This window comes from Devosia sp. A369, from assembly GCF_054489345.1.
Map to the genome: position 1 here is coordinate 1 of NZ_JBTMWV010000009.1, position 25,126 is coordinate 25,126.

Sequence of the window (25,126 nt, forward strand, 5' to 3'; positions counted from 1 at the left end):
TCAAAAATCGCACGCGCACATGAGACCCCCGCTCGGGCTATGCCCTCCCGGCGGTCTCATGTGCGCGCCAAAGGTGGCCTGGTCTTGCTCCGCCTAATGGCCGGATTTTACTCCGCCGTTGACAAGCAAACCAAAACTTATCCCCGCCCTCAAATCCTCCCGCATACTCCAGCCATCTCTCCGGGATACGGGCGGCGCTGCAGCGACCGGTGTCCGGGGCGACGGTCGGGAGGGTGGAGGTCGCGCTCCGCCCTGGGCTGTGCGGATGGGGCATTCGGGCATGGGGCTACGGTTCCATGCTGGGGCTTGCGGTCTGCCTTCCGAGAAAACCCGACGCCCCGAGGCGGTTTCGTCTCACTATTTATACCTTACCAGAGGCGATAGCCGCCTCGGGGCTCCGCTCGTTATTGCCATCGGCATCTGGCCGGGCGGCGCTTTCGCACGCGCCAATCCATGCTCCAAAATCGCCCCTCATCATATCAAGCTTTCTTTATATCCTTCTTGACCGCGACCGCTGGCGATGTCACAACCGCCTTATAATCGTTGGTTTTGAGCCATTTTCGTCAGTTTCGGGGGATACTCGTTGGCACGCTCGTCTTATCTCTTCACCTCGGAATCGGTTTCCGAAGGCCATCCGGACAAGGTTTGCGACCGGATTTCCGATGAAATCGTCGACCTGGTGTTCCGCGAAGCCAAAAAGAGCGGCATGGACCCCTCCCAGGTCCGGATTGCCTGCGAAACGCTGGCCACCACCAATCGCGTGATCATCGCTGGCGAGGTGCGCGTGCCCGAAACCCTGCTCAAGCACGGCAAGGACGGTCAGGTGCTACGCGACGCCGCCGGTCACCCGCTGGTCAATCCCTCCAAGTTCAAATCGGCCGCCCGCAAGGCCATCCGTGCCATCGGCTACGAGCAGGCCGGCTTCCACTGGAAGACCTGCAAGATCGACGTGCTGCTGCATGGCCAGTCGGCCGATATCGCGCAGGGCGTCGATGAGGCCGGCAACAAGGATGTCGGCGCGGGCGATCAGGGCATCATGTTCGGCTATGCCAGCCGCGAGACCCCGGAATTGCTGCCGGCGCCGATCTATTATGCGCACAAGATTCTCGAAAATCTGACCATCGCCCGCAAGGCCAATAACAGCGCGGCCGGCAAGCTCGGCCCCGATGCCAAGAGCCAGGTCACCGTGCGCTACGAAAATGGCAAGCCGGTCGGGGTCACCCAGATCGTGCTGTCGACCCAGCATCTGGACGAAACGCTGACCTCCGAAGATGTGCGCGTCATCGTCGAGCCCTATATCCGCGCCTCGCTGCCCGAGGGCTGGATCAACGCCGACACCGTCTGGCACGTCAATCCCACCGGTAAATTCGTCGTCGGTGGCCCCGATGGCGATGCCGGCCTCACCGGCCGCAAGATCATCGTCGATACCTATGGCGGCGCAGCGCCGCATGGCGGCGGCGCCTTTTCGGGCAAGGATCCCACCAAGGTCGACCGCTCGGCGGCCTATGCCGCGCGCTATCTGGCCAAGAATGTGGTCGCTGCCGGCTTTGCCGACCGCGCCACCATCCAGCTCAGCTATGCCATCGGCGTGGCCCAGCCGCTGTCGATCTATGTCGATCTGCATGGCACCGGCACGGTCGCCGAGGAAGCGGTCGAAATCGCGCTCGGCCAGGTGATGGACCTGACGCCGCACGGCATCCGCACCCATCTCGATCTCAACAAGCCGATCTATGCCAAGACCAGCGCCTATGGCCATTTTGGCCGCAAGGCTGGCCGCGATGGCTCGTTCTCCTGGGAAAAGACCGACCTGATCGGCGCCCTCAAGGCGGCGTTGAAGTAATCCCCGCCCGTTCCGGTCGCGGTATTGTGCATGAGAGGATTCCCGCGTAAGCGGGCATCTTCCCTTCGTTGACGACCGAAAAGGTCATCCCTGCTCACGCCGGGCTGACCCAGCCGATCCAAGGCCAGCATGACCAAGCCAGACCACGAACTCCCCAAGACGCGCTCGGGCGAACCGCGCGCCTTTTTCGGCCGCCGCTCCGGCAAGAAGCTGCATAGCGGCCAGCAGGCGGTGTTCGACGCCACCCTGCCCGACCTCGAAATCACCCTGAACGGCCAGCTCGATCCGCGCACGCTGTTTCCAGCTTCGGACCGGATCATCGTCGAAATCGGCTATGGCGGCGGCGAGCATCTGGCGCTGGAAGCCGGGCGATCTCCCGATACCGGCTATATCGGCTGCGAGGTGTTTACCGGCGGCATCGGCAAGATGGTGCAGACCATCGCTGCGGAGAATTTGCGCAATATCCGCCTGTTCACCGATGATGCGTTCAAGCTGCTGGTGGCGCTGCCCGACGCCTCGCTGGACGAGGTCTATCTGCTCTATCCCGATCCCTGGCCCAAGACGCGGCATCACAAACGCCGCTTTGTCTCGCCGACCACGCTCAACGAGCTGGCACGGGTGATCCGGCCGGGCGGTCAGTTCCACTTCGCCACCGATATCGAGGATTATGCCAACTGGACGCTGGCGCATATTCTGCGGGCGCCGCAATTCAGTTTCGCCCCCGAACAGCCGGGCGACTGGCATCAGCCCTATCCGGGCTGGCAGGCCACGCGCTACGAGCAAAAAGCCCGCCGCGAGGGCCGGCCGATCAGCTTTTATTTCAGCTTCACCCGGCGCTGATCACATTTTGAGGCAAGGGGGAACCTGCCGAAGTTTAATGAGGAAAGGCTCTGGAAGCGCCACAATCGCGCCTTATTATCGAACCCGACCACAATTTTGAGGTTCGCCATGCCCACTTTGTCTCCGTCCAGTCCGAACGAGAACGATGTGCTGATGGTCAGACCCGGCAAGTGGACGGTGACCGTTATCACCTTGCTGCGGGAGGACACCCGCCGCTTCAACGAGCTCAGGCGCGCTGGCGGCATTTCCCAGAAGACGCTGACTGTGACCTTGCGGGAATTGGAGCGCGATGGCTTCGTGACCCGCACCATGTATGCGACGATCCCGCCTCGGGTCGATTACGAGCTGACCGCGCTGGGACACGATCTGCTGACACTGGCCGACAGCCTGCGCGGCTTTGCCGATCGCAATCGCGAGCAGATGCAGGCGGCACGGGAGCGCTTCGATGCCCATGGCCACGACCCGGCCATCCGCCTCGTCGGGCATATCAGCTAGGCTAGAGGCGCCACCGACAAGAGCCGGCAGCGCCTGGGTAGACTGGTTAGAGAGCCACTGGCTGCAGCGAGCCGGGGGAGTAGAACTGCATCACCTGGCTACCGTCATCGAGGATAACATAGGCGCGGACCAGGCCGCTCCAGTCTTCGACGGCGGTGGCATTGATGCCGCGGCGGTTGAGTTCGGTGAGGACCGAATCGGCGACGAAGTCACGCATTTCGGGAGTGGTCTCGCCAAACGCGTTGTCGGCAAAAGCCGGGGCGGCAACGCCGACAAGGGCAGCGGCGGTAACCAGGGCAACTATCGTGTTCTTGATCATTTCGGTGTTCCTTTCGTGTTGAACACCACCGAAGTGATCCTGCCGACCGGCACTCTCAAGGGCTGATTTCAGCATTTTTGCCCTTGAACTTCGCTCCCGAGGCCCCAGAGTTCTATCAAGGTTCTCAAGGGCTTAAGCCGACCCTAAGTTCCCCTGGCGCTACCTGGTATCACCACGAGAACCCCTGACGATCGCGGGCCTTGGGCCGGGAACTATTGGCTCAGGTATGCGTCTAACGGGCACAAGGAGTTGGTCATGCCCGTCAGCGTCAAAATTCTCAAAACCGAACTGCTCACCCCCAATGTGCGGCGCTATCGGCTCGAAAAGCCGAAAGACTTTCATTTCGAGCCGGGTCAGGCGACCGAGCTGTCGCTCGACAAGGATGGCTGGCGTGACCAGAAGCGCCCCTTCACCTTCACCTCGCTCAATGCATGGGACGAACTCGAATTCACCATAAAGAGCTATCGCGACCATCCCGGCGTCACCAACCAATTGTGGACCGCCTGGCCCGGCGACCGGCTGCTGCTGCGCGATGTGTGGGGCACCATTACCTATAAAGGCCCCGGCACCTTCATCGCCGGCGGGGCCGGCGTCACCCCCTTCATCGCCATTCTGCGGCAGCTGGCCCAGGACGGCAAAATCGCCGGCAACCGGCTGATCGCCTCCTATCGCACCGAAAAGGACATCATTCTGCGCGATGAATTCGAGGCCATGGCGGGGCTCGAAACGCTATGGACCATCACCGATGATCCCGCCACCAGCCTGTCGCGAGCGCGGATCGATATCGACTTTCTCAAAACCCACATCACCGATTTCGCGCAGAACTTCTATCTCTGCGGCCCCGACCCGCTGGTGCATGATCTGCGCCAGGCCCTGAGCAAGCTGGGCGCGCGGGTCGAGCTGCTGACCTGGGAGCGCTGAAGCGGCGTCTCCAGCCTGCCCTTGCGGCGCGAGCGGTTCGGCGCTATATAGACGCCAACATCTCTAGCAATTTGCAGAGTGGGAGCCGCCCGGCCCCGCTCTTTTTTATTACCTGAAGGGACTGATGAGCTTCGATCTCGCAGCCAAGCGCTATATCAAGGAAACGGGCCTGGAAGCCCGGATCTCCCGTATCGTCGAGCCCGTGGCCAACGGTCTGGGCTTCGCACTCGTGCGGGTGAAGGTCACCCAGGAAAACGGGGGCACCCTGCAGATCATGGCCGAGGACGAACACGGCCGTTTCACCATCGTCAATTGCGAGGCGCTCAGCAAGGATCTGTCGCCGGTGCTGGACGTGGAAGATCCGATCGAGCGCGAATATCATCTCGAAGTCAGCTCCCCTGGCATTGATCGGCCGCTGGTGCGCCAGCGCGATTTCGCGGCCTATGTCGGCCACGAGGTCAAGATCGAGCTCAGCGACATGATCAATGGCCGCAAGCGCTATCGCGGCGTGATCAAGGCGGTGGACGACGAGGCGGTGACCGTCACCGTGCCCGACGCGCCCACCGGCACCGACCCAGACCATCGCCTGCTGCTCATAAATCTGGGCGAGGCCAAGCTGGTGATGACCGATGCCTTGATGGAAAAGGCGCGGCTCGACCAGGAAGCGCATCCCCTTGACGATGACGAGACCGAGACGGTCGAAATTGCCGATACTGACGATTCCGAGGAGACACATTAAATGGCTGTGAGCGCGAACCGCCTCGAACTGCTACAGATCGCAGATGCCGTTGCCCGCGAAAAGTCGATCGACCGCATGGTCGTGATCGGGGCCATGGAAGACGCCATGGAAAAGGCGGCCAAGGGCCGCTACGGCGCCGAGACCGAGATCAAGGTTGAGATCAACCCGCGCTCGGGCGAAACCCGCATGTGGCGTCTGCTGGAAATCGTCGAAACGATCGAAGAGACCAGCCGTCAGATCGACCTCAAGCATGCTCTGACCAAGTCGCCCGAAGCCAAGATCGGTGACTATCTGACCGAGCCGCTGCCGCCGATGGAATTCGGCCGTATTGCTGCGCAGTCCGCGAAGCAGGTTATCGTGCAAAAAGTGCGCGATGCCGAGCGCGAGCGCATGTATGACGAATATTTCAACCGCATCGGCGAGATCGTCAACGGCACCGTCAAGCGTGTCGAATATGGCAACGTCATCGTCGATCTGGGCCGTGGCGAAGCCATTATCCGCCGCGACGAGCTGATCCCGCGCGAAATGTTCCGCTATGGCGACCGCGTCCGCGCTTACGTCTATGACGTGCGCCGCGAACAGCGTGGCCCGCAGATTTTCCTCAGCCGCACCCATCCCCAGTTCATGGCCAAGCTGTTCATGCAGGAAGTGCCGGAAATCTATGATGGTGTCATCACCATCCGCTCGATTGCCCGCGATCCGGGCAGCCGCGCCAAGATTGCCGTGACCTCCTCGGACAGCTCCATTGATCCGGTCGGCGCTTGCGTCGGTATGCGCGGTTCGCGCGTTCAGGCCGTGGTGGCCGAGCTGCAGGGCGAAAAGATCGACATTATTCCGTGGACCGACAGCATTGCCGACCTCGTGGTCAGCGCGCTGCAGCCCGCCGATGTTGCCAAGGTGGTGCTCGATGAGCAGGCCGAGCGCATCGAAGTGGTTGTCCCCGACGAACAGCTGTCGCTGGCCATTGGCCGTCGCGGCCAGAATGTCCGCCTCGCGTCGCAGTTGATCGGCTGGGATATCGACATCCTGACCGAGCAGGAAGAAAGCGAACGCCGGCAGAAGGAATTCACCGAACGCTCGTCCCTGTTCATGGCTGCCCTTGACGTTGACGAGATGGTTGCCCAGCTATTGGCTTCGGAAGGCTTCTCCTCGGTTGAGGAACTGGCCTATATCGACGCCAATGAAATCGCTTCGATCGACGGGTTCGACGAAGAAACCGCTGGCGAAATCCAGAACCGCGCCACCGAATATCTGTCGGCCATCGACCAGGCCCATGACGAAGAGCGCAAGAAGCTCGGCGTCGCTGACGAGCTGTACGAGATTGCCGGCCTCACCGCCGCCATGCTCGAAGCCCTGGGTAAGGACGACATCAAGACGGTGGAAGACTTCGCCGGCTGCGCTGCGGACGATCTGATCGGCTGGAGCGAACGCAAGGATGGCGAGACCAAGCGCTTTGAAGGAACCTTCAAGGACTTCCCGATCAGCCGAGAGGAAGCCGAAGACATGATCATGCAGGCCCGGATCAAGGCCGGCTGGATCAATGAGGAAGACTTGCCGTCGATCGAAGGTGGCGAAGACGCCGAATTCACCGACGAGGCGACGGCTTAGGCCGTTTCGGAGCGAGGGACCAGATGGCCCGGCGCGAAGAAACGAGCAGGATGTGTGCTCTGACACGGGTTGAAAAACCCGTGGCGGAGCTGATCCGTTTTGTGCTCGGCCCCGATGATGTGCTGGTGCCTGATACGGAAGCCAAGGCCGAAGGCCGCGGCGTCTGGATCAGTCTCAACCGCGATCTGGTGGCCGAGGCGGTCAAGAAGAAGGTGTTTGCGCGGAGCCTCAAGACCGAGGTGACGCTGCCGGACGATTTGCCCGGCCTGACCCAGCTCCGGCTCGAGCAGCGTTATCTCAATGCGCTCAGCATGGCACGCAAGGCGGGCCAGCTGACCTTTGGCGCCACTAAAGTGCGCAGCCTGATCGATAGTGGTTCGCTGATCGCCCTGATTACGGCGACCGACGCGGCCGACGATGGCCGCAGCAAGATGGTCGGACCACTCAAGGCGCTGCATTACGCAGCGGCCGAAGACGGAATCGAAGGCTTCGATGTGCCCCATTTCGAATTGCTCGCCTCAGAGCAAATGGGTTTGGCACTCGGGCTGGAAAATGTGATACATGCTGCCCTAACAAGAGGGGCAGCAGCCCAAGCGGCAGTAGCAAAGGCCCGGAGACTGGCCTTATACATTGCCAAACCGACGGAACAGGACACCGACCGCGCTGCGGTTGACGGTGACCTTTTGCCCGAGGCCACCGACGAAAGACGCGAGATACATGGCTGATAACGACGACAAGCGCACCGACGACACTGGCGCCAAGAAGACGCTGACACTGAAGGGCGGCCCAGGCCTGGGCAACCGTCCGGGCATGTCGCGTGGTCCTTCGCGCTCGACGGTCGTCGTCGAGAAGCGCACGCGCCTGGTTCCCAAGCCCAATGCACCGAGCGCGCCCCATCGCCCCGCCGGCCCCCCGCAGGGTCAGCGGCCAGGATCCGGTCGCCCGGCCGCCGCACCACGCCCACCGCTGGGCCTGTCGGCAGCTGAAGCCGAAGCCCGCCGTCAGGCGTTGGCCCTGGCTGGCGCCCGCGCCGCCGAGGATCAGCAGCGCTTTGTCGCTGAAGAAGCGCGCCGCATGGAAGACGACGCTCGCCGTCGCCAGGTCCGTGAGGAAGCCGCCCGGCTCGAGCAAGAACGCGTCGCTGCCGATGCACCTTCCGAGCCGCAGGCTCCGGTCGCAGAAGCTCCGGCCGCAACGCCGGCCGCCGAAGCGCCTGCTGCTGCTGCTGCAACGGCAGCTGCGGCTCCCGCCGCAACGCCGGATGCCGCCGAGGCAGATTCCGACTATACACCGGCATCGCAGCGCAATCCGGGCCCGTCCAGCGTGCGCGTCGTCGCCGGCCGTCCTGGCCAGCCGCCGCGCCCGGTCCGTCCGGCCGGTGAGCGTCCGAGCGGCGGCAACACCCGCCCGGAAAGCGAACGTGGCGCCAATGCCCTGATCCGTCCCGGTGCTGCCGGTGCCCGTCCAGGCGGCGCCCCCGGCGCCCGTCCCTCGGGCACGGCTGGCCGTCCGGCCGGCGATCGTCGCCCGGGTGCTGGCATGGCGCCGATCGGCAACGTGCCGCCGGCACCGCCGAGCGAGGCCGATGGCCGCAAGATCCGTACGGGTGCACCGGCGACACGGCCGACCACCGAAGCTGAACTCGAGAACGCCCGCCGCGCTTCGCGCGCTGCGCCGGAACGGCCGACGCGCCGCGCTGGCCAGGATACCAATGCGCGTGGCCGCCTGACCGTGACCAATGCCGGCGCCGAGAGTGATCGTGATAAGGGTCCGTCCCTGGCCGCGATGCGTCGCCGCCGCGACAAGAAGATGGGCCGCAACCAGCAGGAAGCGCCCAAGCTCAGCCGCGAAGTCATCATTCCGGAAGCCATCACGGTTGCCGAACTGGCCAACCGCATGGCCGAGCGCTCGGTGACCGTCATCAAGATGCTGATGGCGCAGGGCACCATGGCCACGATCAACGATGTGCTCGATGCCGATACGGCCGAGCTGATCGCCACCGAACTGGGCCACACCGTCAAGCGCGTGTCGGAAGCCGACGTTGAAGAGGGGCTGTATGACATCCCCGCCGACGACAAGGCCGAGGATCTGACCGATCGTGCGCCGGTCGTGACCATCATGGGTCACGTCGACCACGGCAAGACCAGCCTGCTTGACGCGATCCGCAACGCCAATGTGGTGTCGGGCGAAGCCGGTGGCATCACCCAGCATATCGGCGCCTATCAGGTTGAGCGTAACGGCGCCAAGATCACCTTCCTCGACACCCCGGGCCACGAGGCGTTCACCGCCATGCGTGCTCGCGGTGCCCAGGCCACCGATATCGCTATCCTGGTGGTGGCGTCGGACGACAGCGTGATGCCGCAGACCATCGAATCGATCAAGCATGCCAAGGCAGCTGGCGTTCCGATCATCGTGGCCATCACCAAGATGGACAAGCCTTCGGCCAATGCGCAGAAGGTTCGCACCGAGCTGCTGCAGCATGAAGTGTTCGTGGAAACCATGGGCGGCGACGTGCTCGACGTGGAAGTCTCCGCCAAGACCGGCGAAGGCCTCGACAAGCTGCTCGAAACCATCCTGCTGCAGGCCGAAGTGCTCGAGCTCAAGGTGGCCCGCGATGGGCGCGCCGAGGGCCTGGTCATCGAAGCCAAGCTCGATCGTGGTCGCGGTGCGGTTGCGACGGTCCTGGTGCAGCGCGGTACACTCGCCATCGGTGACATTCTAGTCGCCGGCACCGAGTTTGCCCGCGTCCGCGCCCTGATCAACGACAAGGGTGAGCAGGTCAAGGAAGCTGGTCCCTCCATTCCGGTGGAAGTGCTGGGCTTTACCGGCGTGCCGAGTGCGGGCGACCGCTTCTCGGTCGTCGAGACCGAAGCCCGTGCTCGCGAAGTCACCGAATATCGTCAGCGCGCCATCCGTGAAAAGACGGCCGGCGGCGGCGCTACCAGCCTCGAGCAGATGATGAATCAGCTCAAGGTGGCCGGCATTGCCAAGTTCCCGCTGATCATCAAGGGCGACGTGCAGGGTTCGGTGGAAGCCATCGTCTCCTCGCTCAACAAGCTGTCCACCGACGAAGTGTCGGCGCAGATCCTGATGAGCGCCGTGGGCGGCATCACCGAAAGCGACGTGACCCTGGCATCGGCCTCGAACGCCATCGTCATCGGCTTCAACGTCCGTGCCAACAAGCAGGCGACCGAACTGGCCACCCGCGACGGCATCGAAATCCGCTACTACAACATCATCTACGACCTGGTGGATGACGTGAAGAACGCGATGAGCGGGCTGCTGAAGCCTGAGCGCCGTGAAACCTTTATCGGTAATGCGGAAATCCTCGAGGTGTTCAACATCACCAAGGTCGGCAAGGTCGCCGGCTGCCGGATCACCGAAGGCATGGTCGAGCGTGGCTCGGGCGTCCGTCTTATCCGCGACAACGTCGTTATCCACGAAGGCAAGCTCAAGACGCTCAAGCGCTTCAAGGACGAAGTCAAGGAAGTCCAGATCGGCCAGGAATGCGGTATGGCCTTCGAGAATTACGAAGACATGCGCGCCGGCGACGTCATCGAATGCTTCCGCGTCGAGACCGTGCAGCGCACGCTGTAATCCGGTCCAGACCGTTAGAAATGCCAAAGGGCGCGGTGCAAACCGCGCCCTTTTTGTTGGCTGGGTCACCCCAAACAAAAAAGGCCCGCTCAGTGAGCGGGCCTTTCAATTTCAATCCCGGGTCCTTGTCGCGGCAGCAGGTAACTTTGTCTCGGTGACTACGGATTCCGAAACAAGGCGTCCCACTGCCGCGGCAGTGACCCGGGAGGGAGTTAGTTGATCACGACGACGCGGGCGCCGGTGGGCACGCGGGCATAGAGATCGAGAATGTCCTGATTCATCAAACGGATACAGCCGGAGGAGACGCTGGTGCCGATGGTGTAGGGCTCGGTGGTGCCGTGCAGGCGGAACAGGGTGTCGGCGCCATTCTTGTAGAGATAGAGGGCGCGCGGGCCGAGCGGGTTGGTGATGCCGCCCTCCATGCCGCCGGCATAGGGGCCGTAGCGCTCGGGTTCGCGGGCGATCATCGAGCGGGTCGGGGTCCAGCGCGGCCACTCGGCCTTGCGGCCAATGGTGGCCGTGCCGCGGAACACCAGCGATTCATCCTTGCCGACGCCGATGCCGTAGCGCAGCGCGCGGCCGCCTTCGAGCACCAGATAGAGGAAGTGCTGCGGCGTATCGATGACGATGGTGCCGGGGCGCTCGCTGGTCGGGTAGGGGACTTCCTGGCGCCACCACTGAGGATCGACGCGGCGCAAATCCATGGCAGCAATGGGGAATTTTTCTCCCAGCACCGCGCCATACATGCGCTGGTAATACGGGTCGATCTGGGGCTCCTGCACGACCGGCGTGCGGGTCGAGGAACAGGCGGCCAAGGCTACTGCGGGCAAACCGATCATGAATAGGCGACGAGAAAGCACGGTAATTTCCTGGGTCACGGGTGACGCAAAACTGTGTAGGGCCAATGACCTAAGCCGTGACCAGAAGCTTCGCTAGTGCAGGAAAGCCTCACTGCCCAAACGGGCGATTAAGGAAGCGGTTCCTCGCAAAAAAGTGATGGCTTCTGACCTGTTGCCGCAAGGCCACACCATAAAAAGAGGCCCGGATCGCTCCGGGCCTCGTCTTCCAGCATGCTGGCGATTTTCTTGTGGTTTGCTGCCTATTCGGCGGCTTCTTCGTTCTTGATTTCCTTGCCGGTCGCCTGATCGACGATCTTCATGGAAAGACGGACCTTGCCGCGCTCGTCAAAGCCGAGCAGCTTGACCCAGACCTTGTCGCCTTCCTTGACCACATCGGTGGTCTTGGCAACGCGGGCTTCGGCCAGCTGGCTGATATGAACCAGACCGTCCTTGGCGCCGAAGAAGTTCACGAAGGCGCCGAAATCGGCGGTCTTGACCACGGTGCCCTGATAGATGGCGCCGACTTCAGCTTCATCGGTGATCGACTTGATCCACTTGATGGCCGCTTCGATCTGCGAACCGTCCGAGGAGGCGATCTTGATGGTGCCGTCGTCTTCGATGTTGATCTTGGCGCCGGTCTTTTCGACGATCTCGCGGATCACCTTGCCGCCGGTGCCGATCACTTCACGGATCTTCTCGGTCGGGATCTTCATGGTCTCGATGCGCGGAGCGAATTCGCCCACTTCCGAACGGGACGCGGTGATGGCCTTGGCCATTTCGCCCAGGATGTGGATACGGCCGCCCTTGGCCTGCTCGAGAGCGATCTTCATGATCGCCTCGGTGATGCCGGCGATCTTGATGTCCATCTGCAGCGAGGTGACGCCGACTTCGGTGCCAGCCACCTTGAAGTCCATGTCGCCGAGGTGATCTTCGTCACCCAGGATGTCGGACAGCACGGCGAACTTCTCGCCTTCGAGGATCAGGCCCATGGCGATACCCGCCACCGGACGCGCCAGCGGCACGCCGGCATCCATCAGTGCGAGCGAGGTGCCGCAGACGGTTGCCATCGACGAGGAGCCGTTGGATTCGGTGATCTCGGACACGATACGGATCGTGTAGGGGAATTCTTCGACCGACGGACGGATCGGGTTGATGGCGCGCCAAGCGAGCTTGCCGTGACCGATTTCGCGACGACCGGGCGAACCCATGCGGCCAGCTTCACCAACCGAATATGGAGGGAAGTTGTAGTGCAGCAGGAAGTTCTGCTTGTAGGTGCCTTCGAGCGAGTCGATATACTGCTCGTCTTCGCCGGTGCCGAGGGTGGCAACGACCAGCGCCTGGGTTTCGCCACGGGTGAAGATGGCCGAACCATGGGTGCGCGGCAGAATGCCGACTTCCGACACGATGGGACGCACGGTCGACAGGTCGCGACCGTCGATGCGCAGGCCGGTGTCGAGCACGTTCCAGCGCACGATCTTGGCCTGGAGGGTGTGGATCACTTCGCTGAGGGCTTCGCCGGAGACTTCACCCGACTCGACCTTGGCAGCAAAAGCTTCCTTGACCTTCTTCTTGGCAGCGTCGACAGCAGCGTAGCGATCTTCCTTCTTGGTGATCTTGTAGGCGGCGCGCAGATCGGCTTCGGCAACCGCCAGCACGTCCTTTTCCAGATCCGAATAGTCCGGAGCGTGGAAATCGCGGGGTTCCTTGGCGGCCAGCTCGGCCAGCTTGATGATGGCAGCGATCACCTTGCGGCTCTCGGCATGACCGAACATCACGGCGCCCAGCATGATTTCTTCGCTGAGTTCCTTGGCTTCGGACTCAACCATCAGCACGGCGTCTTCGGTGCCGGCCATCACGAGGTCGAGCTTCGACTCGGAACGACGGTCAACCGGCAGGTTCAGCACATATTCGCCATCGACATAACCGACGCGAGCCGCACCGATCGGGCCCATGAAGGGAATGCCCGAAATGGTCAGCGCGGCAGAGGCAGCGACCAGCGCCAGCACGTCCGGGTTGTTTTCCATGTCGTGCTGCAGAACGGTGACGACCACCTGGGTCTCGTTCTTGTAGCCATCGGGAAACAGCGGGCGGATCGGACGGTCGATCAGGCGCGAGGTCAGCGTCTCGTTTTCGGTCGGACGGCCTTCACGCTTGAAGTAGCCGCCCGGGATCTTGCCGGCGGCGAAGTATTTTTCCTGGTAGTTGACGGTCAGCGGGAAGAAATCCTGCCCCGGCTTGGCCGACTTGGCGCTCACGACAGTGGCGAGCAGCACGGTCTCGCCCAGGGTGGCGAGCACTGCGCCATCGGCCTGGCGGGCCATCTTGCCGGTCTCGAGCGTCAGGGGCTGACCGCCCCAGTTGAGCTCGACCTTATGGTGATCAAAATTGATCGTCATGTTTTTCGTCTTTCCATTCTGCCGGTTGAGCGGAAACGTGGGGGCGTAGCAATCCCACGAACTCAGCCGGTGTGCCCGCACCTGCTACTGCACCCCATGTGCAGCCCAGGCTCAAAATCAGGCACTGTTCACGTCTGGCGGTGACGAAACATGAGCAAGACAACAAGCAGCTCCCAGAGAATTCCCTGGCGGTCGCGCGGTCGAACCGGAAAAGTCTGCAACTTTTCCTGACCACGCTCCGTCTGGGAAGCCTCACGGATCAAAACCAAAATGTTGATTTTGTGCGCGTGAGGCGGGGGAGCGGCCAATAATCCTGCCATGCTCCGGCATGCGCCGGTCTACGCTTCCAGCGTCTTGATCTTCACGTGAGGACGGCCTGCAAAGCCCGATTTTCTGCGCTTCCGGTGCTCACGTACCTGAGTACGCTCCGCTCCGGTTCTCGAAAACCGGGTTTTCGGCTCGCCCTGACGTGATCTCAAGGCGCTGGTGACGGCTGCGGGGGAAAAGCCCCGCAACCGCAATTCGGTTGGACGCGTTAGCGACGCAGGCCGAGACGCTCGATGAGCGACTTGTAACGGGCGTCGTCAACCTTCTTGACGTAGTCAAGCAGGCTGCGGCGGGTCGAAACCAGCTTCAGCAGACCGCGGCGGGAATGGTTATCCTTGCCATGGCCCTTGAAGTGCTCGGTGAGGTTGGCAATGCGCTCGGACAGGATGGCCACCTGGACTTCCGGAGAACCGGTATCGTTCGGCTTGATGGCATATTCCTGGATCAGAGCATATTTGCGCTCAGCAGTGATCGACATCGGATAGATCCTTTACATAAGAGGATTGGGTCGCCCCGGCCGGGATGTCGTCCAGGAGGGGCCATGAAAGCCTCGGGCAAGTGGGCCAAAGACTGGCGTCCCTATAGTGCAAAGCGGGCGGGAAAGCCAGAATTTATTGGCATGTGGGGGAGGGGCTGGGCGTTGCGGATGTCAGTTCGCCGCCTCGGAGGCCTGTTGCTTAATTTCGGTCGCTAAACGCGGTGTCATCCCGGCCTTGAGCCGGGACCCATCTCGAGATGGAACCACCGGCAGGATCTCAGGATGGGCCCCGGCTCAAGGCCGGGGTGACATCGGGGTTGGCGCTAGAAAATTCCTCAATTCCGCTCAGTATTTGGCGCTGGAATCGCTGGCCGGGAAGCTTTCGTCCACGGCGTCGTCCTGTTTGTCCCAGGCGCTGGGCTTGTCGGCCTGGGCGTCCTTGCCGGCATTGCGCACCTGCACCGGGGAATCCTTGGGGCCGGGTTTCTTGCCGTTTTTCATGGCGGCGGCGTCGTCAGTCTTGTTCGGTTTGGTCATTTTGCAAACTCCCATGGGTTGGGAGAGAAACCCGCCACGCGCCTGCATGGTTGCAGACCCTTGGAGTCTGCGCCCATCCTCTGATAAAGAGCCGGCATGACCGAGACCCGCGCCAATACCAAGAAGCTGTTCATCAAGACCTATGGGTGCCAGATGAACGTCTATGACAGCGACCGCATGAGCGATGCGCTGGCGCCGCATGGCTATGAAACCACGCTGGATATGGCGCAAGCCGATCTGGTGCTGCTCAACACCTGCCATATCCGCGAAAAGGCCTCGGAAAAGGTATTTTCCGAGCTGGGACGGCTCAAGGAATTGCAGAGCGAGCGCCGCGCCGTGGGCGGCGACATGCTGATCGGCGTGGCCGGCTGCGTGGCGCAGGCCGAGGGCGAGGAAATCGCCCGCCGCGCCCCGGTGGTCGACATGGTGTTCGGCCCGCAATCCTATCACCGGCTTCCCGATATGCTGGCGCGGGCCGTGGCGCAGCAGCATCTGCATCCGAGCCTGAAAGTGCCGGTGATCGACACCGACTTCCCCGAGGAAGACAAATTCGAGCATCTGCCGGCGGCGCGCAAGGAAGTGACCATCAAGCGCGGGCTGACGGCGTTTCTCACCGTTCAGGAAGGCTGCGACAAATTTTGTTCGTTCTGCGTGGTGCCTTATACCCGCGGGGCGGAAGTCTCGCGGCCGGTTAGCCAGATCATTGCCGAGGCGCGCGGGCTGGTCGACGCCGGGGTCAAGGAAATCACCCTGCTGGGGCAGAACGTCAACGCCTATCACGGGCTTGATGGCGCCGGGCGCGTGGTTGGGCTGGGCGAGCTGGCGTTTCTGCTGGCCGAAATTTCCGGCCTGGAGCGACTGCGCTATACCACCAGCCATCCGCGCGACATGGATGACGCACTGATCGCGGCGCATCGCGATCTCGATATTCTGATGCCCTATCTGCATCTGCCGGTGCAGTCGGGCAGCGACCGAATTTTGAAGGCGATGAACCGCCGGCATACCGCCGCCGAATATCTGGCGGTGATCGAGCGGATCAAGAATGCGCGGCCGGATATGGCGCTGTCGGGCGACTTCATCGTCGGCTTCCCCGGCGAGACGGATCAGGATTTCGAGGACACGCTGCGGCTGATCGCCGAGGTTGGCTATGCCTCGGCCTATTCGTTCAAATATTCCACCCGTCCGGGCACGCCGGGGGCCAATCTGGGCGACCAGATCGACGAAGCGGTCAAGAGCGAGCGGCTATATCGGCTGCAGCATCTGGTCGATATGCAGACCACGGCGTTTCACGCGTCCTGTGTGGGCCAGACGCTGCCGGTGCTGATCGAGCGGCCGGGCCGCATGGCAGGGCAGGTGGGCGGACGTTCGCCCTATCTGCAGGCCGTGCATCTGGACGGCAGCCCGGATTTGATCGGGGCGATCCATCAGGTGGAAATTATCGGAACCAGCACCAATTCGTTGTTGGGCCGGCTGAAGGCGGCGGCGGCGGCTTAGGACTTGCTTTGCGGCCGACCTGGCCGCAAGCTCTCGAGGTTCCGGGTTCCTGGCCAAGCAGGATGGCGATGCCGCCAAATGACGAGATCTCGCCCAAGCCGGTCTGGCTATCGATCTGGCATGGCCTGAAATGCCGATGCCCGCGTTGCGGCAAGGGCTGGCTGTTCCACCACTATATCGAGCAGGTTGAGCACTGCGCGAATTGTGGCGAACCGCTTGCCCGCTACCGGGTGGGGCTGTTTCTGCCGCTGATCGTCATCACGGTGATGGTGCATATCATCGGCTTCACGATGCTGGAAATGGAACTGCATGGGCGTGGCAGCCCCTTGATCTACCTCTATGTGCTGGTGCCGCTCGCGGTCATTGTCCCACTCGCCATCCTGCCTTCGAGCAAGGGCGCGATCATCGGGCTGCTCTGGGCCAAGGGCTGGAGCGACGAGCAGGACCGCTGACGCCGGTCGCCCTGTGCCCCGCCATTCGGGCATAGCCCTCATGGCCTCCAGAGCTAAAATCGCTCCACCGGAGCGATTTTGCCGTTTGGGCCGCTCTGGAGCGTCACAATATTGCTACAGACAGCGGACCCAAATCGTCCTAGCCTCGTTAGCATATCGTGGCGCAGGCCCGCGCCACCCTCTTCCGGGAGCCACACCAGTTTGAGCAGGCACTTGTCACCGACCGCAGACAACGCACTCGCAACCCAACTCGAACTCGCTTTTGAAGACAATCGTCTCGCTGCCCAGCTGTATGGCGATTTTGACCAAAACCTGGCGCTGATCGAACAGCGGCTCAAGGTCACGGCCACGCCGCGCGGCAATCACGTTCTGCTGAAAGGCGCCGCCTCGTCGGTCGATCAGGCCCGAAGGGTGCTGGAATCGCTGTATGGCTCGCTCGAAGAAGGCCGCAGCGCCAATATTTCCGACGTCGACGGCGTCATCCGCATGATCGAGACCGAGGATAGCCAGCTGACGCTGCCGACGCTGGAGCGTAAGGGCAAGGTGCGCATGGCCCAGATCGCCACGCGCAAATCCACCATCGTCGCCCGCACCCCGGCCCAGGACGCCTATATGCGCGCCATGGAACGCAGCGAGCTGGTATTCGGCGTCGGTCCGGCCGGTACCGGCAAGACCTATCTGGCGGTGGCGCATGCCGCGTCGCTGCTGGAACGCGGCGATATCAACCGCATCATTCTCTCCCGTCCGGCGGTGGAAGCCGGCGAGCGTCTCGGGTTCCTCCCCGGCGACATGAAGGAGAAGGTGGACCCCTATCTGCGGCCGCTTTACGACGCGCTCTACGACATGATGAAGCCGGAAAATGTCGAGCGCTGTCTGACTTCGGGGATCATCGAAGTGGCGCCGCTGGCCTTTATGCGCGGCCGGACCCTGGCCAATGCCGTGGTCATTCTCGACGAGGCGCAGAACACCACCTCGATGCAGATGAAGATGTTCCTCACGCGCCTGGGCGAGAATTCCAAGATGATCGTCACCGGCGATCCGACCCAGGTCGATCTGCCGCGCGGCGAGCGCTCGGGGCTGATCGAAGCGGTGCATCTGCTTGATGGCGTCGAGGGCGTGCATATTTCGCGCTTCAACGATAAGGACGTGGTCCGTCACGCGCTTGTCGGCCGCATCGTGCGGGCCTATGAAGCCGATACCGCAAAACGACTGGCCGAAAAGGCCGGCGAAGGAAATATCCGCTGACTTCTCTACCGCTTGAAATCGCTATTATCCGCAATGACGACGCCTGGCCGGAGGATCTCGATCCCCTGGCCGAGCGCGCCGTGCTGGAAGCCCTCAAACAGGCCAAGGCCAAGGTCAAAGGGGCGGCGGAGCTGTCGATCCTGCTGACCAATGACGCGGAACAGCGCGAGCTGAACCAGCAATGGCGCGGCATCGACAGTTCCACCAATGTGCTGAGCTTCCCCCAGATCGAGCCGTTCGAGCCGGTGGTGGGCATATTGGGCGACATCACGCTGGCGCGCGAGACGCTGCTGGCTGAAGCCGATGAGCAGGGCGTCAGCTTCGAGGCGCATTTTACCCATCTCGTGGTGCATGGATTTTTGCACATTTTGGGTTATGATCACCTGACCGATGACGAGGCGACCGAGATGGAAAGCCTCGAAACCCGTATTTTGGCCGTTTTGGGGGTCGATGACCCCTATTCTGACTAGGCCTGCGACCCTATATTCGTCGGTGCAGTATTTCCGTTTGAGGATAGAAAGCCGCTTAGGTGCGGCGCCATGCAATGAACGACAGCGACAGTTTGGGCCCCTCGGCGCCCGCCAATCCCGAGCCTCCTTCTAGCCCCGCCTCCGTGCCTGCACGGGGGCCTTCGATCTGGAACCGCCTGCGCGCCATGCTCGCTCGCGGCACGGTTTCCCTGCGCGACGATTTACAAGTTGCGCTCGATGAACAGGGGAGCGCCGAATCTGCGGATTTTTCCGAGAGCGAGCGCACCATCCTGCAAAACGTGCTCAAGCTGTCCGATGTGTCGGTCGGCGACGTCATGGTGGAGCGCAGCGACATCCAGGCCGTCGATACTGACGTCAATCTGGGCACGCTGATCGCCAAATTCCGCCAGGTCGGTCATTCCCGCCTGCCGGTCTATGACGACAATCTCGACAACATCGTCGGCTTCATCCACGTCAAGGACGCGCTGGGCAAGATCACCGATCCGGTGACCGACCCGACCAAGGATGTGCCGGTCAAGCTGATCTCCCCGGTGTTGCGGCAGAAGCTGAGCAAGCTCGACATCACCCGCCAGGCGATGTTCGTGCCCACCTTCATGCCGGTGGGCGATCTGCTGCAGTCGATGCGCGCCTCTCGCGTGCATATGGCGATCGTGGTCGACGAATATGGCGGCACCGACGGTCTGGTGACCATCGAGGACCTGCTCGAAGCCGTGGTCGGCGAGATCGAGGACGAGCATGACGAGCTGGCCGCGGCGCTGATCCGCAAGGTCGGCGTCGACACCTATATCGCCGATGCCCGCGCCGAATTGAGCGATGTGCGCAGCCTGATCGGACCGGATTTCGACCCCGGCGAATATGCCGAGGAAGTGGACACGATTGGCGGGCTGGTGTTCGACCTGGCCGGGCACGTGCCCAAGCGCGGCGAACGGGTGACGCGGCTGGCCGGCTTTGAATTCGAAGTGCTGGCTGCCGACAGCCGCCGCATCAAGCGGCTGCGCATCCGCCGCCAGCGCGACGGCGGCGAGGTGCTGGCCATTACCGACCAGCGCAGCGACGCCCAGAAGGCGGCCGCTGAATAAGCTTACAGCTTTGGGGGAAGCATGACGGTTCATCGGTTTAACGCCAGTGTCTGGCACAATGTGCTGGGCACGGTGCCGGCTGCCTTGACCATCGCCGATGGCGACAGCGTCATCACCCAGACGCTGGATGCAGCGGGCTTTGACAAGGACGGGGTGCAGCGCGCCTCGGGCCCCAACCCGATGAATGGGCCGATTTTTGTCACCGGCGCCGAACCGGGCGATAGTTTGCGGGTGGAAATCCTGCGGATGACGCCGATCCGTGACCGGGGTTGGACCCGGGCGGCGCTGGCGGCCAATGTGCTCGACCCCGAACGCGCCCGCGACCTCTCGCCGCGCGACCGGACGGAATGGATCATCGAGAATGGCACGGTGCGGCTGGAGCAGCCGGTTGCCGGACTGGAGCATCTGGTGCTGCCGCTGGAACCGATGCTGGGCTGTTTCGGCGTGGCGCCGCATAGCGGTCAGGCGTTTTCGACCGCCACCAGCGCCGAAAACGGCGGCAATATGGATTATCGCGGCTTTGGGCCGGGGACGACTGTGTGGTTGCCGGTGGCGGTGCCGGGGGCGCTGTTCTTCCTCGGCGATGGCCACGCCATCCAGGGCGACGGCGAAATCGTCGGCACCGGGGTGGAAACGGCATTCGAGGTCGAAGTGCGGCTGAGCGTGATCAAGCAGCAGGCATTGAGCTGGCCGCGCGGCGAGACCGCAGACGCGATCTTTACCGTGGGCAATGCCCGCCCGCTCGAACAGGCCTTGCAGCATGCCACCAGCGCGATGCTGGACTGGCTGATGGGTGAGTTTGGGCTGAGCCAGATCGCGGCCAGCCATTTGCTGGGGCAGGTGGTGCGCTACGAAGTCGGCAATGTGTTCGACCCGGCCTATACCATGGTGTGCAAGATCGAAAAGCGCTGGTTGCCGCGCGGGGGGTGACGTTCCGACCACCTTGCGGCGGCGGCGAGATCTCGGGATGGGTCCCGGCTCGAGGCCGGGATGACATCGGGTATGTTGAAACAAAAAGGCCCAGGGATTACTCCCTGGGCCTTTTGGCTTGCTGCTTGACTGAAATCAGACCTGCTGGACGGCTTCGACGCCGGGGACGAAGTGGCGGAGCAGGTTTTCGATGCCGCTTTTGAGCGTGGCAGTGGAAGACGGGCAGCCCGAGCAGGCGCCCTGCATATGCAGGAAGACGGTGCCTTCCTTGAAACCCTTGAAGATGATGTCGCCGCCATCCATGGCCACGGCCGGGCGCACGCGGGTGGCCAGCAGCTCCTTGATCACTTCAACGGTTTCGCTGTCTTCGGCTTCGAAGAATTCCTCGACTTCGTCGTGATTGGCCACCTCAGCGGCGCCCTCGACGATCACCGGCTTGCCGGAGAGGAAATGGTCCATGATGACGCCGAGAATGGCCGGCTTGATATGGGCCCAATTGGTGTCGTCCTTGGTCACCGAGATGAAATCGGAACCAAGAAACACCCCGGTCACCCCGGAGATGGAAAACAGGCCCTGCGCCAGCGGCGAATTGACCGAGGCCTCGACGCTGCGGAAATCGCGCGGCTCACCAACCAGCACATCGCGCCCCGGCAGGAACTTGAGGGTCGCGGGGTTGGGCGTGGCTTCGGTCTGAATGAACATCTGGCGCCTCTGAAGTTTACGATTAGAACGCTTCTAAAATAGACTTTTGGCGGCGAAGTGCAAGGGCGTTTCCGCATAGCGACCACGTGCCGCCTTCACGGCTCGCCCGGGCAGGGATAGCCAAAGCGCATGATCCAGATCTTTCGCAGCGTCGGCCTTATCGAAGGCATCACCACTCTGGCCCTGTTTGGGGTGGCCATGCCACTCAAATATGGCTTCGACTATCCGCATCTGGTGCCGCCAGTGGGCATGATCCACGGCGTCGCGTTCGTGGTCTACCTGATCGCCATGGTGATCTGCCTATGGGGTCGAGGCTTTAGCGCCGGGGAATGGGCACGGACCACGGTCGCGTCGTTGTTTCCGTTCGGGACGTTTTTGAATGACGGGATGTTGAAGCGCAAGCAGCTGGCGGCAAGCGCTGCTTAGGTCCACCGCGCCGTCACCCTCGGGCTTGACCCGAGGGGGTTGCACTCACGCGGCGCTCAGCAAGTGAAGAGCCCTCGGGTCAAGCCCGAGGGTGACGCGCGGTGGTGGTTGGAGCCTTGCCATTCGAGCGCAGCTCTCATGGCCTGCTTCCCTAAAATCGCGCCACTGGCGCGATTTTGCCTGCGGCCGGTCAGCAGATGGCGATGATCTCGTCGTCGGTCATGCGGCCGGGGACGACGGTGAGGGGGATGGGCAGAGCGTTGGAGCGGCTGGCGAAATGGGCGACCAGCGGGCCGGGGCCTTCGCCGGAGGTGGACGCCGCCAACACCAGAATGGCGATGTCGCGGTCCTGATCAATCACGCGCTCGATTTCTTCGGCGGCTTCCCCCTCGCGGATCACCGATTCGCTGCGCACTTCGCCAATGTCGCGGATGCGAGCGAGACGGGCATCGAGATTGCGCTCGGCCTCCTCGACCGCCTCGGCGCGCAGCACGGCTTCGACGCCCAGGCCGATGAATTCGGGCTTCTGCACCACGCTCATCAGCACCACGGTGCCGCCGGTGCGCTTGACCCGATAGGCGGCAAAGGTCAGCGCCCGCTCGCATTCGGGCGTTTCGTCGATGACGACGAGGAATTTACGCTTGTATTCAGTCTGGGAAACCATGGCGCCCCTGCATTTTTTGTCGCTGGAAACGCTTCAGCGAATGAAGCCGACAATATTGCGGACATCGACCATTGTCTTCTCCGCAATTGCACTGGCGCGCTCGGCGCCGTCCCGCAGGATGGCGTCAATGGTCGCCGGGTCCTCGATCAGCCGCCGCATTTCGTCGGCCATCGGCGCCAGCTGGGCCACCGCCAGATCGGCCAGAGCCGGCTTGAAAGTGCCCCAGCCCTTGCCGCCATATTGGGCAATGACTTCGCTCTTGGTCAGATCGGCCAGAGCGGCATAGATGCCCACCAGATTGTCCGCCTCGGCGCGACCGGCCAGGCCCTCAACGGTCTCGGGCAGGGGCTCGGGATCGGTGGTGGCGCGCTTGATCTTCTTGGCGATGGCGTCGGCGTCGTCGAGCAGGGAAATGCGCGACTGGTCGGACGGGTCCGACTTGCTCATCTTCTTGGTGCCATCGCGCAGGCTCATGATGCGGGTGGCCGGGCCGGCGATCAGCGGCTCGGTGATGGGGAAAAACTCTTCGTCCAAGCCTTCGGCGGTAATGGACTTGGCATAGTCATTGTTGAACTTGGCAGCGATATCGCGCGTCAGTTCGAGATGCTGCTTCTGGTCGTCGCCCACCGGCACATGGGTGGCCTTGTAGAGCAGGATATCGGCGGCCATCAGCGAGGGATAGGCCAGCAGCCCCAGCGACACATTCTCGGAATTCTTGCCGGCCTTGTCCTTGAACTGGGTCATCCGGTTCATCCAGCCGATGCGGGCAATGCAATTGAACACCCAGGCCAGTTCAGCATGCTGGCTGACCTGGGACTGGTTGAAGATGATCGAATTTTTGGGATCGACCCCGGCGGCGATGAAGGCGGCAGCCACTTCGCGGGTGGCGCGGCGCAGATCATCGGGCTCCTGCCAGACGGTGATCGCGTGCATATCCACCACGCAATAGATGCATTCATAGCTCTGCTGCAGCGGCACGAAACGGCGGATGGCGCCGAGGTAGTTGCCCAGATGCAGATCGCCCGAAGGCTGGATGCCGGAGAAAACGCGGGGAGTGAAGGTCATGGGATCAGCCGTTCGATAATGCGGTTGTTGGGCCCGTTCTATATGGGCGGAGGCATAATGGGAACCGGGGGTGGGATTAGCGCCGCCGCAGGCGGCGGAGCAGCAGCCCGAGCGGCTGGACGCCGGAGACGTGAATCAGGGTGAAATAGAGCGCCATGCCGAACAGCACCAGCGTCCCCAACACGCCGATCTGCTCCCAGATCGGGGCCGCCGTCGTCATATGCGCCGCGCCGCGCGCCGCCAGCAGAAACAGCGCACCGCCCATGATGATGCTGATGGCGATGATCAGGCCGTGCTTGCGCCAATCAGCCAGGCCAAGGGCAAAATGGCCGCGCCGCGCCAGAAACACCGCCAGCAGAATGGCGTTAAGCCAGGCGGCGACCGAGGTGGCGATGGCGATGCCGACATGCAGATAGGTCGGGAACAGCAGCAGCGACAGCACGATATTGGCGACCACCGAAATGCCGGCGAAAATGGTCGGGGTCACGGTGTCCGCGCGGGCGAAATAGCCCGGTTGCAGCACCCGAATCAGCACATAGGCGGGCAGGCCGGTGGCAAAGGCGATCAGCGCCTGGGCGGTCTGTAGCGTGGCTAGCGCATCGAAGGCGCCGCGTTCGAACAGCACCCGCACGATGGGTTCGGCCATGGCGATCAGTGCGGTGGCGGCGGGCATCGACAGCAGCATGGCGATGAGCAGCGACTGATCCTGGGTGGCGCGGGCCTCGGCGTCGCGGCCGCCGGTCAGATGGCGCGACAATTCGGGCAGCAGCACGGTGCCGATGGCGATGCCGATAATGCCGAGCGGCAATTGATAGAGCCGATCGGCATAGTTGAGGATGGAAATGGCGTTATCGGCGCCCGAGGCGATGATGGTGCCGACGAAAATATTGATCTGGGTGATGCCGCCAGCCAGGATCGCCGGAATCGCCAGCACCCAGAAGCGCCGCACTTCGGGATCGAGCCGGGGCAGGCGGAAGGCGGGCAGGAAATCGGCGCGTTTGATCGCCGCCCAGACCAGCCAGAGCTGGGCGAGGCCGCCGACCATGGTGGCGCAACTGACCCAGATGGCGGCGCCGACCTGGTCCTGCGCCCAGAAGGTGACCAGCGGAATCATCGCGGCGATATTGACCAGATTGAGCAGCACCGGGGCAAAAGCGGCGGCAAAGAACCGGCCGAGGGAATTGAGGATCGCCCCATAGGCGGCCATCAGCGACATGCAGGCCAGATAGGGGAACATGATCCGCGTCAGCAGCACGGTGAGGTCGAATTTTTCCGCGTCATCGGTAAAGCCGGGGACGAAGGCCACCATCAGCTGCGGCATGAAGATTTCGGCCAGGATGGTCACCACCACCAGCATGGCGACGAGCCAGCTCATGATGCGCGCCGCCAGATCGAGCGCCGCATCGGGGCCGTCCTGCTCCAGCGCACCGGAAAACATCGGCACGAAGGCGGTGTTGAAGGCGCCCTCGGCAAATAGCCGGCGGAACAGATTGGGAAAGCGGAAGGCGGCGAAAAAGGCGTCAGCAGCGGGGCCGGTGCCGAGCACGGCGGCCATCAGCGCATCGCGGGCAAAGCCGGCGACGCGGGAGACCAAAGTGAGGCCGCCGACGGAGAGGAAATTGCGGTAAAGGCTCATGGGTGG

24 protein-coding genes are annotated in these 25,126 nt (G+C 62.7%); 15 read left to right on the forward strand and 9 right to left on the reverse strand.

Annotated features, from left to right (window positions below):
- The first annotated feature begins 583 nt into the window (after positions 1-583).
- From metK to ACX3OZ_RS12650, 3 genes are all read left to right on the forward strand, one after another.
- Positions 584-1,840 (forward strand): methionine adenosyltransferase, encoded by a 1,257-nt coding sequence (gene metK / locus ACX3OZ_RS12640; protein WP_459094206.1) that lies wholly within the window; start codon positions 584-586, stop codon positions 1,838-1,840.
- A 129-nt stretch (positions 1,841-1,969) separates the two neighbouring features.
- Positions 1,970-2,680, forward strand: a complete 711-nt coding sequence (gene trmB / locus ACX3OZ_RS12645; protein WP_459104636.1) for a tRNA (guanosine(46)-N7)-methyltransferase TrmB — start codon at positions 1,970-1,972, stop codon at positions 2,678-2,680.
- A 108-nt stretch (positions 2,681-2,788) separates the two neighbouring features.
- A complete protein-coding gene (locus ACX3OZ_RS12650; RefSeq protein ID WP_459094204.1) occupies positions 2,789-3,175 on the forward strand; it encodes a winged helix-turn-helix transcriptional regulator in 387 nt (128 codons plus the stop codon).
- A 46-nt stretch (positions 3,176-3,221) separates the two neighbouring features.
- Here the strand turns inward: ACX3OZ_RS12650 and ACX3OZ_RS12655 are convergent, their stop codons facing one another.
- On the reverse strand, positions 3,222-3,494 hold the full coding sequence (locus ACX3OZ_RS12655) for a hypothetical protein (protein ID WP_459094203.1): 273 nt from the start codon (positions 3,492-3,494) through the stop codon (positions 3,222-3,224).
- A gap of 255 nt (positions 3,495-3,749) precedes the next feature.
- Between ACX3OZ_RS12655 and ACX3OZ_RS12660 the strand changes: the two genes are divergently transcribed.
- The 5 genes from ACX3OZ_RS12660 (at position 3,750) to infB (ending at position 10,359) form a co-directional block, all read left to right on the forward strand.
- On the forward strand, positions 3,750-4,415 hold the full coding sequence (locus tag ACX3OZ_RS12660) for a flavodoxin reductase (RefSeq protein WP_459094202.1): 666 nt from the start codon (positions 3,750-3,752) through the stop codon (positions 4,413-4,415).
- A 124-nt stretch (positions 4,416-4,539) separates the two neighbouring features.
- On the forward strand, positions 4,540-5,154 hold the full coding sequence (gene rimP, locus ACX3OZ_RS12665) for a ribosome maturation factor RimP (protein WP_459094201.1): 615 nt from the start codon (positions 4,540-4,542) through the stop codon (positions 5,152-5,154).
- A complete protein-coding gene (nusA, locus tag ACX3OZ_RS12670; protein WP_459104637.1) occupies positions 5,155-6,762 on the forward strand; it encodes a transcription termination factor NusA in 1,608 nt (535 codons plus the stop codon).
- A gap of 23 nt (positions 6,763-6,785) precedes the next feature.
- The gene (locus ACX3OZ_RS12675) at positions 6,786-7,487 is read left to right on the forward strand and encodes an RNA-binding protein (protein ID WP_459094199.1); all 702 of its coding nucleotides are present in this window, start codon (positions 6,786-6,788) and stop codon (positions 7,485-7,487) included.
- A complete protein-coding gene (infB, locus tag ACX3OZ_RS12680) occupies positions 7,480-10,359 on the forward strand; it encodes a translation initiation factor IF-2 (RefSeq protein ID WP_459094198.1) in 2,880 nt (959 codons plus the stop codon). Before ACX3OZ_RS12675 ends, infB begins: the two co-directional genes overlap by 8 nt.
- Before the next feature lie 212 nt (positions 10,360-10,571).
- Here infB and ACX3OZ_RS12685 read toward each other — a convergent pair whose 3' ends face one another.
- The 4 genes from ACX3OZ_RS12685 to ACX3OZ_RS12700 form a co-directional block, all read right to left on the reverse strand.
- Positions 10,572-11,198: a L,D-transpeptidase gene (locus tag ACX3OZ_RS12685; RefSeq protein ID WP_459094788.1), complete on the reverse strand. Its 627-nt coding sequence runs from the start codon at positions 11,196-11,198 to the stop codon at positions 10,572-10,574.
- Between the two features lie 260 nt (positions 11,199-11,458).
- Positions 11,459-13,594 (reverse strand): polyribonucleotide nucleotidyltransferase, encoded by a 2,136-nt coding sequence (gene pnp, locus ACX3OZ_RS12690; RefSeq protein ID WP_459094197.1) that lies wholly within the window; start codon positions 13,592-13,594, stop codon positions 11,459-11,461.
- 535 nt (positions 13,595-14,129) lie between these two features.
- Positions 14,130-14,399 (reverse strand): 30S ribosomal protein S15, encoded by a 270-nt coding sequence (gene rpsO / locus ACX3OZ_RS12695; protein WP_459094196.1) that lies wholly within the window; start codon positions 14,397-14,399, stop codon positions 14,130-14,132.
- Positions 14,400-14,744: 345 nt separating this feature from the next.
- Positions 14,745-14,936: a hypothetical protein gene (locus tag ACX3OZ_RS12700; protein WP_459094195.1), complete on the reverse strand. Its 192-nt coding sequence runs from the start codon at positions 14,934-14,936 to the stop codon at positions 14,745-14,747.
- A 96-nt stretch (positions 14,937-15,032) separates the two neighbouring features.
- On the opposite strand from ACX3OZ_RS12700, the gene miaB reads away from it, so the two are divergent.
- From miaB to ACX3OZ_RS12730, 6 genes are all read left to right on the forward strand, one after another.
- Entirely contained in the window at positions 15,033-16,430 is a 1,398-nt protein-coding gene (miaB, locus tag ACX3OZ_RS12705; protein WP_459104638.1) for a tRNA (N6-isopentenyl adenosine(37)-C2)-methylthiotransferase MiaB, read from the forward strand.
- A gap of 68 nt (positions 16,431-16,498) precedes the next feature.
- Complete coding sequence (locus ACX3OZ_RS12710) at positions 16,499-16,882, forward strand: DUF983 domain-containing protein (protein WP_459094193.1); 384 nt, start codon at positions 16,499-16,501, stop codon at positions 16,880-16,882.
- A gap of 153 nt (positions 16,883-17,035) precedes the next feature.
- Positions 17,036-18,127, forward strand: a complete 1,092-nt coding sequence (locus tag ACX3OZ_RS12715) for a PhoH family protein (RefSeq protein WP_459094787.1) — start codon at positions 17,036-17,038, stop codon at positions 18,125-18,127.
- Positions 18,128-18,153: 26 nt separating this feature from the next.
- A complete protein-coding gene (gene ybeY, locus ACX3OZ_RS12720) occupies positions 18,154-18,597 on the forward strand; it encodes an rRNA maturation RNase YbeY (protein ID WP_459104683.1) in 444 nt (147 codons plus the stop codon).
- 74 nt (positions 18,598-18,671) lie between these two features.
- Positions 18,672-19,697 carry a hemolysin family protein gene (locus tag ACX3OZ_RS12725; RefSeq protein ID WP_459104639.1) on the forward strand — a complete coding sequence of 342 codons (1,026 nt, stop codon included), beginning with the start codon at positions 18,672-18,674 and terminating at the stop codon, positions 19,695-19,697.
- 21 nt (positions 19,698-19,718) lie between these two features.
- Positions 19,719-20,627 (forward strand): acetamidase/formamidase family protein, encoded by a 909-nt coding sequence (locus ACX3OZ_RS12730; RefSeq protein ID WP_459094191.1) that lies wholly within the window; start codon positions 19,719-19,721, stop codon positions 20,625-20,627.
- Positions 20,628-20,762: 135 nt separating this feature from the next.
- Here the strand turns inward: ACX3OZ_RS12730 and ACX3OZ_RS12735 are convergent, their stop codons facing one another.
- Positions 20,763-21,329 carry a NifU family protein gene (locus ACX3OZ_RS12735; RefSeq protein WP_459094190.1) on the reverse strand — a complete coding sequence of 189 codons (567 nt, stop codon included), beginning with the start codon at positions 21,327-21,329 and terminating at the stop codon, positions 20,763-20,765.
- 129 nt (positions 21,330-21,458) lie between these two features.
- On the opposite strand from ACX3OZ_RS12735, the gene ACX3OZ_RS12740 reads away from it, so the two are divergent.
- Positions 21,459-21,755, forward strand: a complete 297-nt coding sequence (locus tag ACX3OZ_RS12740; protein ID WP_459094189.1) for a DUF3817 domain-containing protein — start codon at positions 21,459-21,461, stop codon at positions 21,753-21,755.
- 190 nt (positions 21,756-21,945) lie between these two features.
- Here ACX3OZ_RS12740 and ACX3OZ_RS12745 read toward each other — a convergent pair whose 3' ends face one another.
- The 3 genes from ACX3OZ_RS12745 to murJ all read right to left on the reverse strand — a co-directional run bounded on the left by ACX3OZ_RS12745 (position 21,946) and on the right by murJ (position 25,120).
- Positions 21,946-22,419, reverse strand: coding sequence for a universal stress protein (locus tag ACX3OZ_RS12745; protein WP_459094188.1), 474 nt, complete (start codon positions 22,417-22,419; stop codon positions 21,946-21,948).
- A gap of 33 nt (positions 22,420-22,452) precedes the next feature.
- Positions 22,453-23,484 (reverse strand): tryptophan--tRNA ligase, encoded by a 1,032-nt coding sequence (gene trpS, locus ACX3OZ_RS12750; protein ID WP_459094187.1) that lies wholly within the window; start codon positions 23,482-23,484, stop codon positions 22,453-22,455.
- A gap of 76 nt (positions 23,485-23,560) precedes the next feature.
- Positions 23,561-25,120: a murein biosynthesis integral membrane protein MurJ gene (gene murJ / locus ACX3OZ_RS12755; protein WP_459104640.1), complete on the reverse strand. Its 1,560-nt coding sequence runs from the start codon at positions 25,118-25,120 to the stop codon at positions 23,561-23,563.
- Positions 25,121-25,126: the final 6 nt, after the last annotated feature.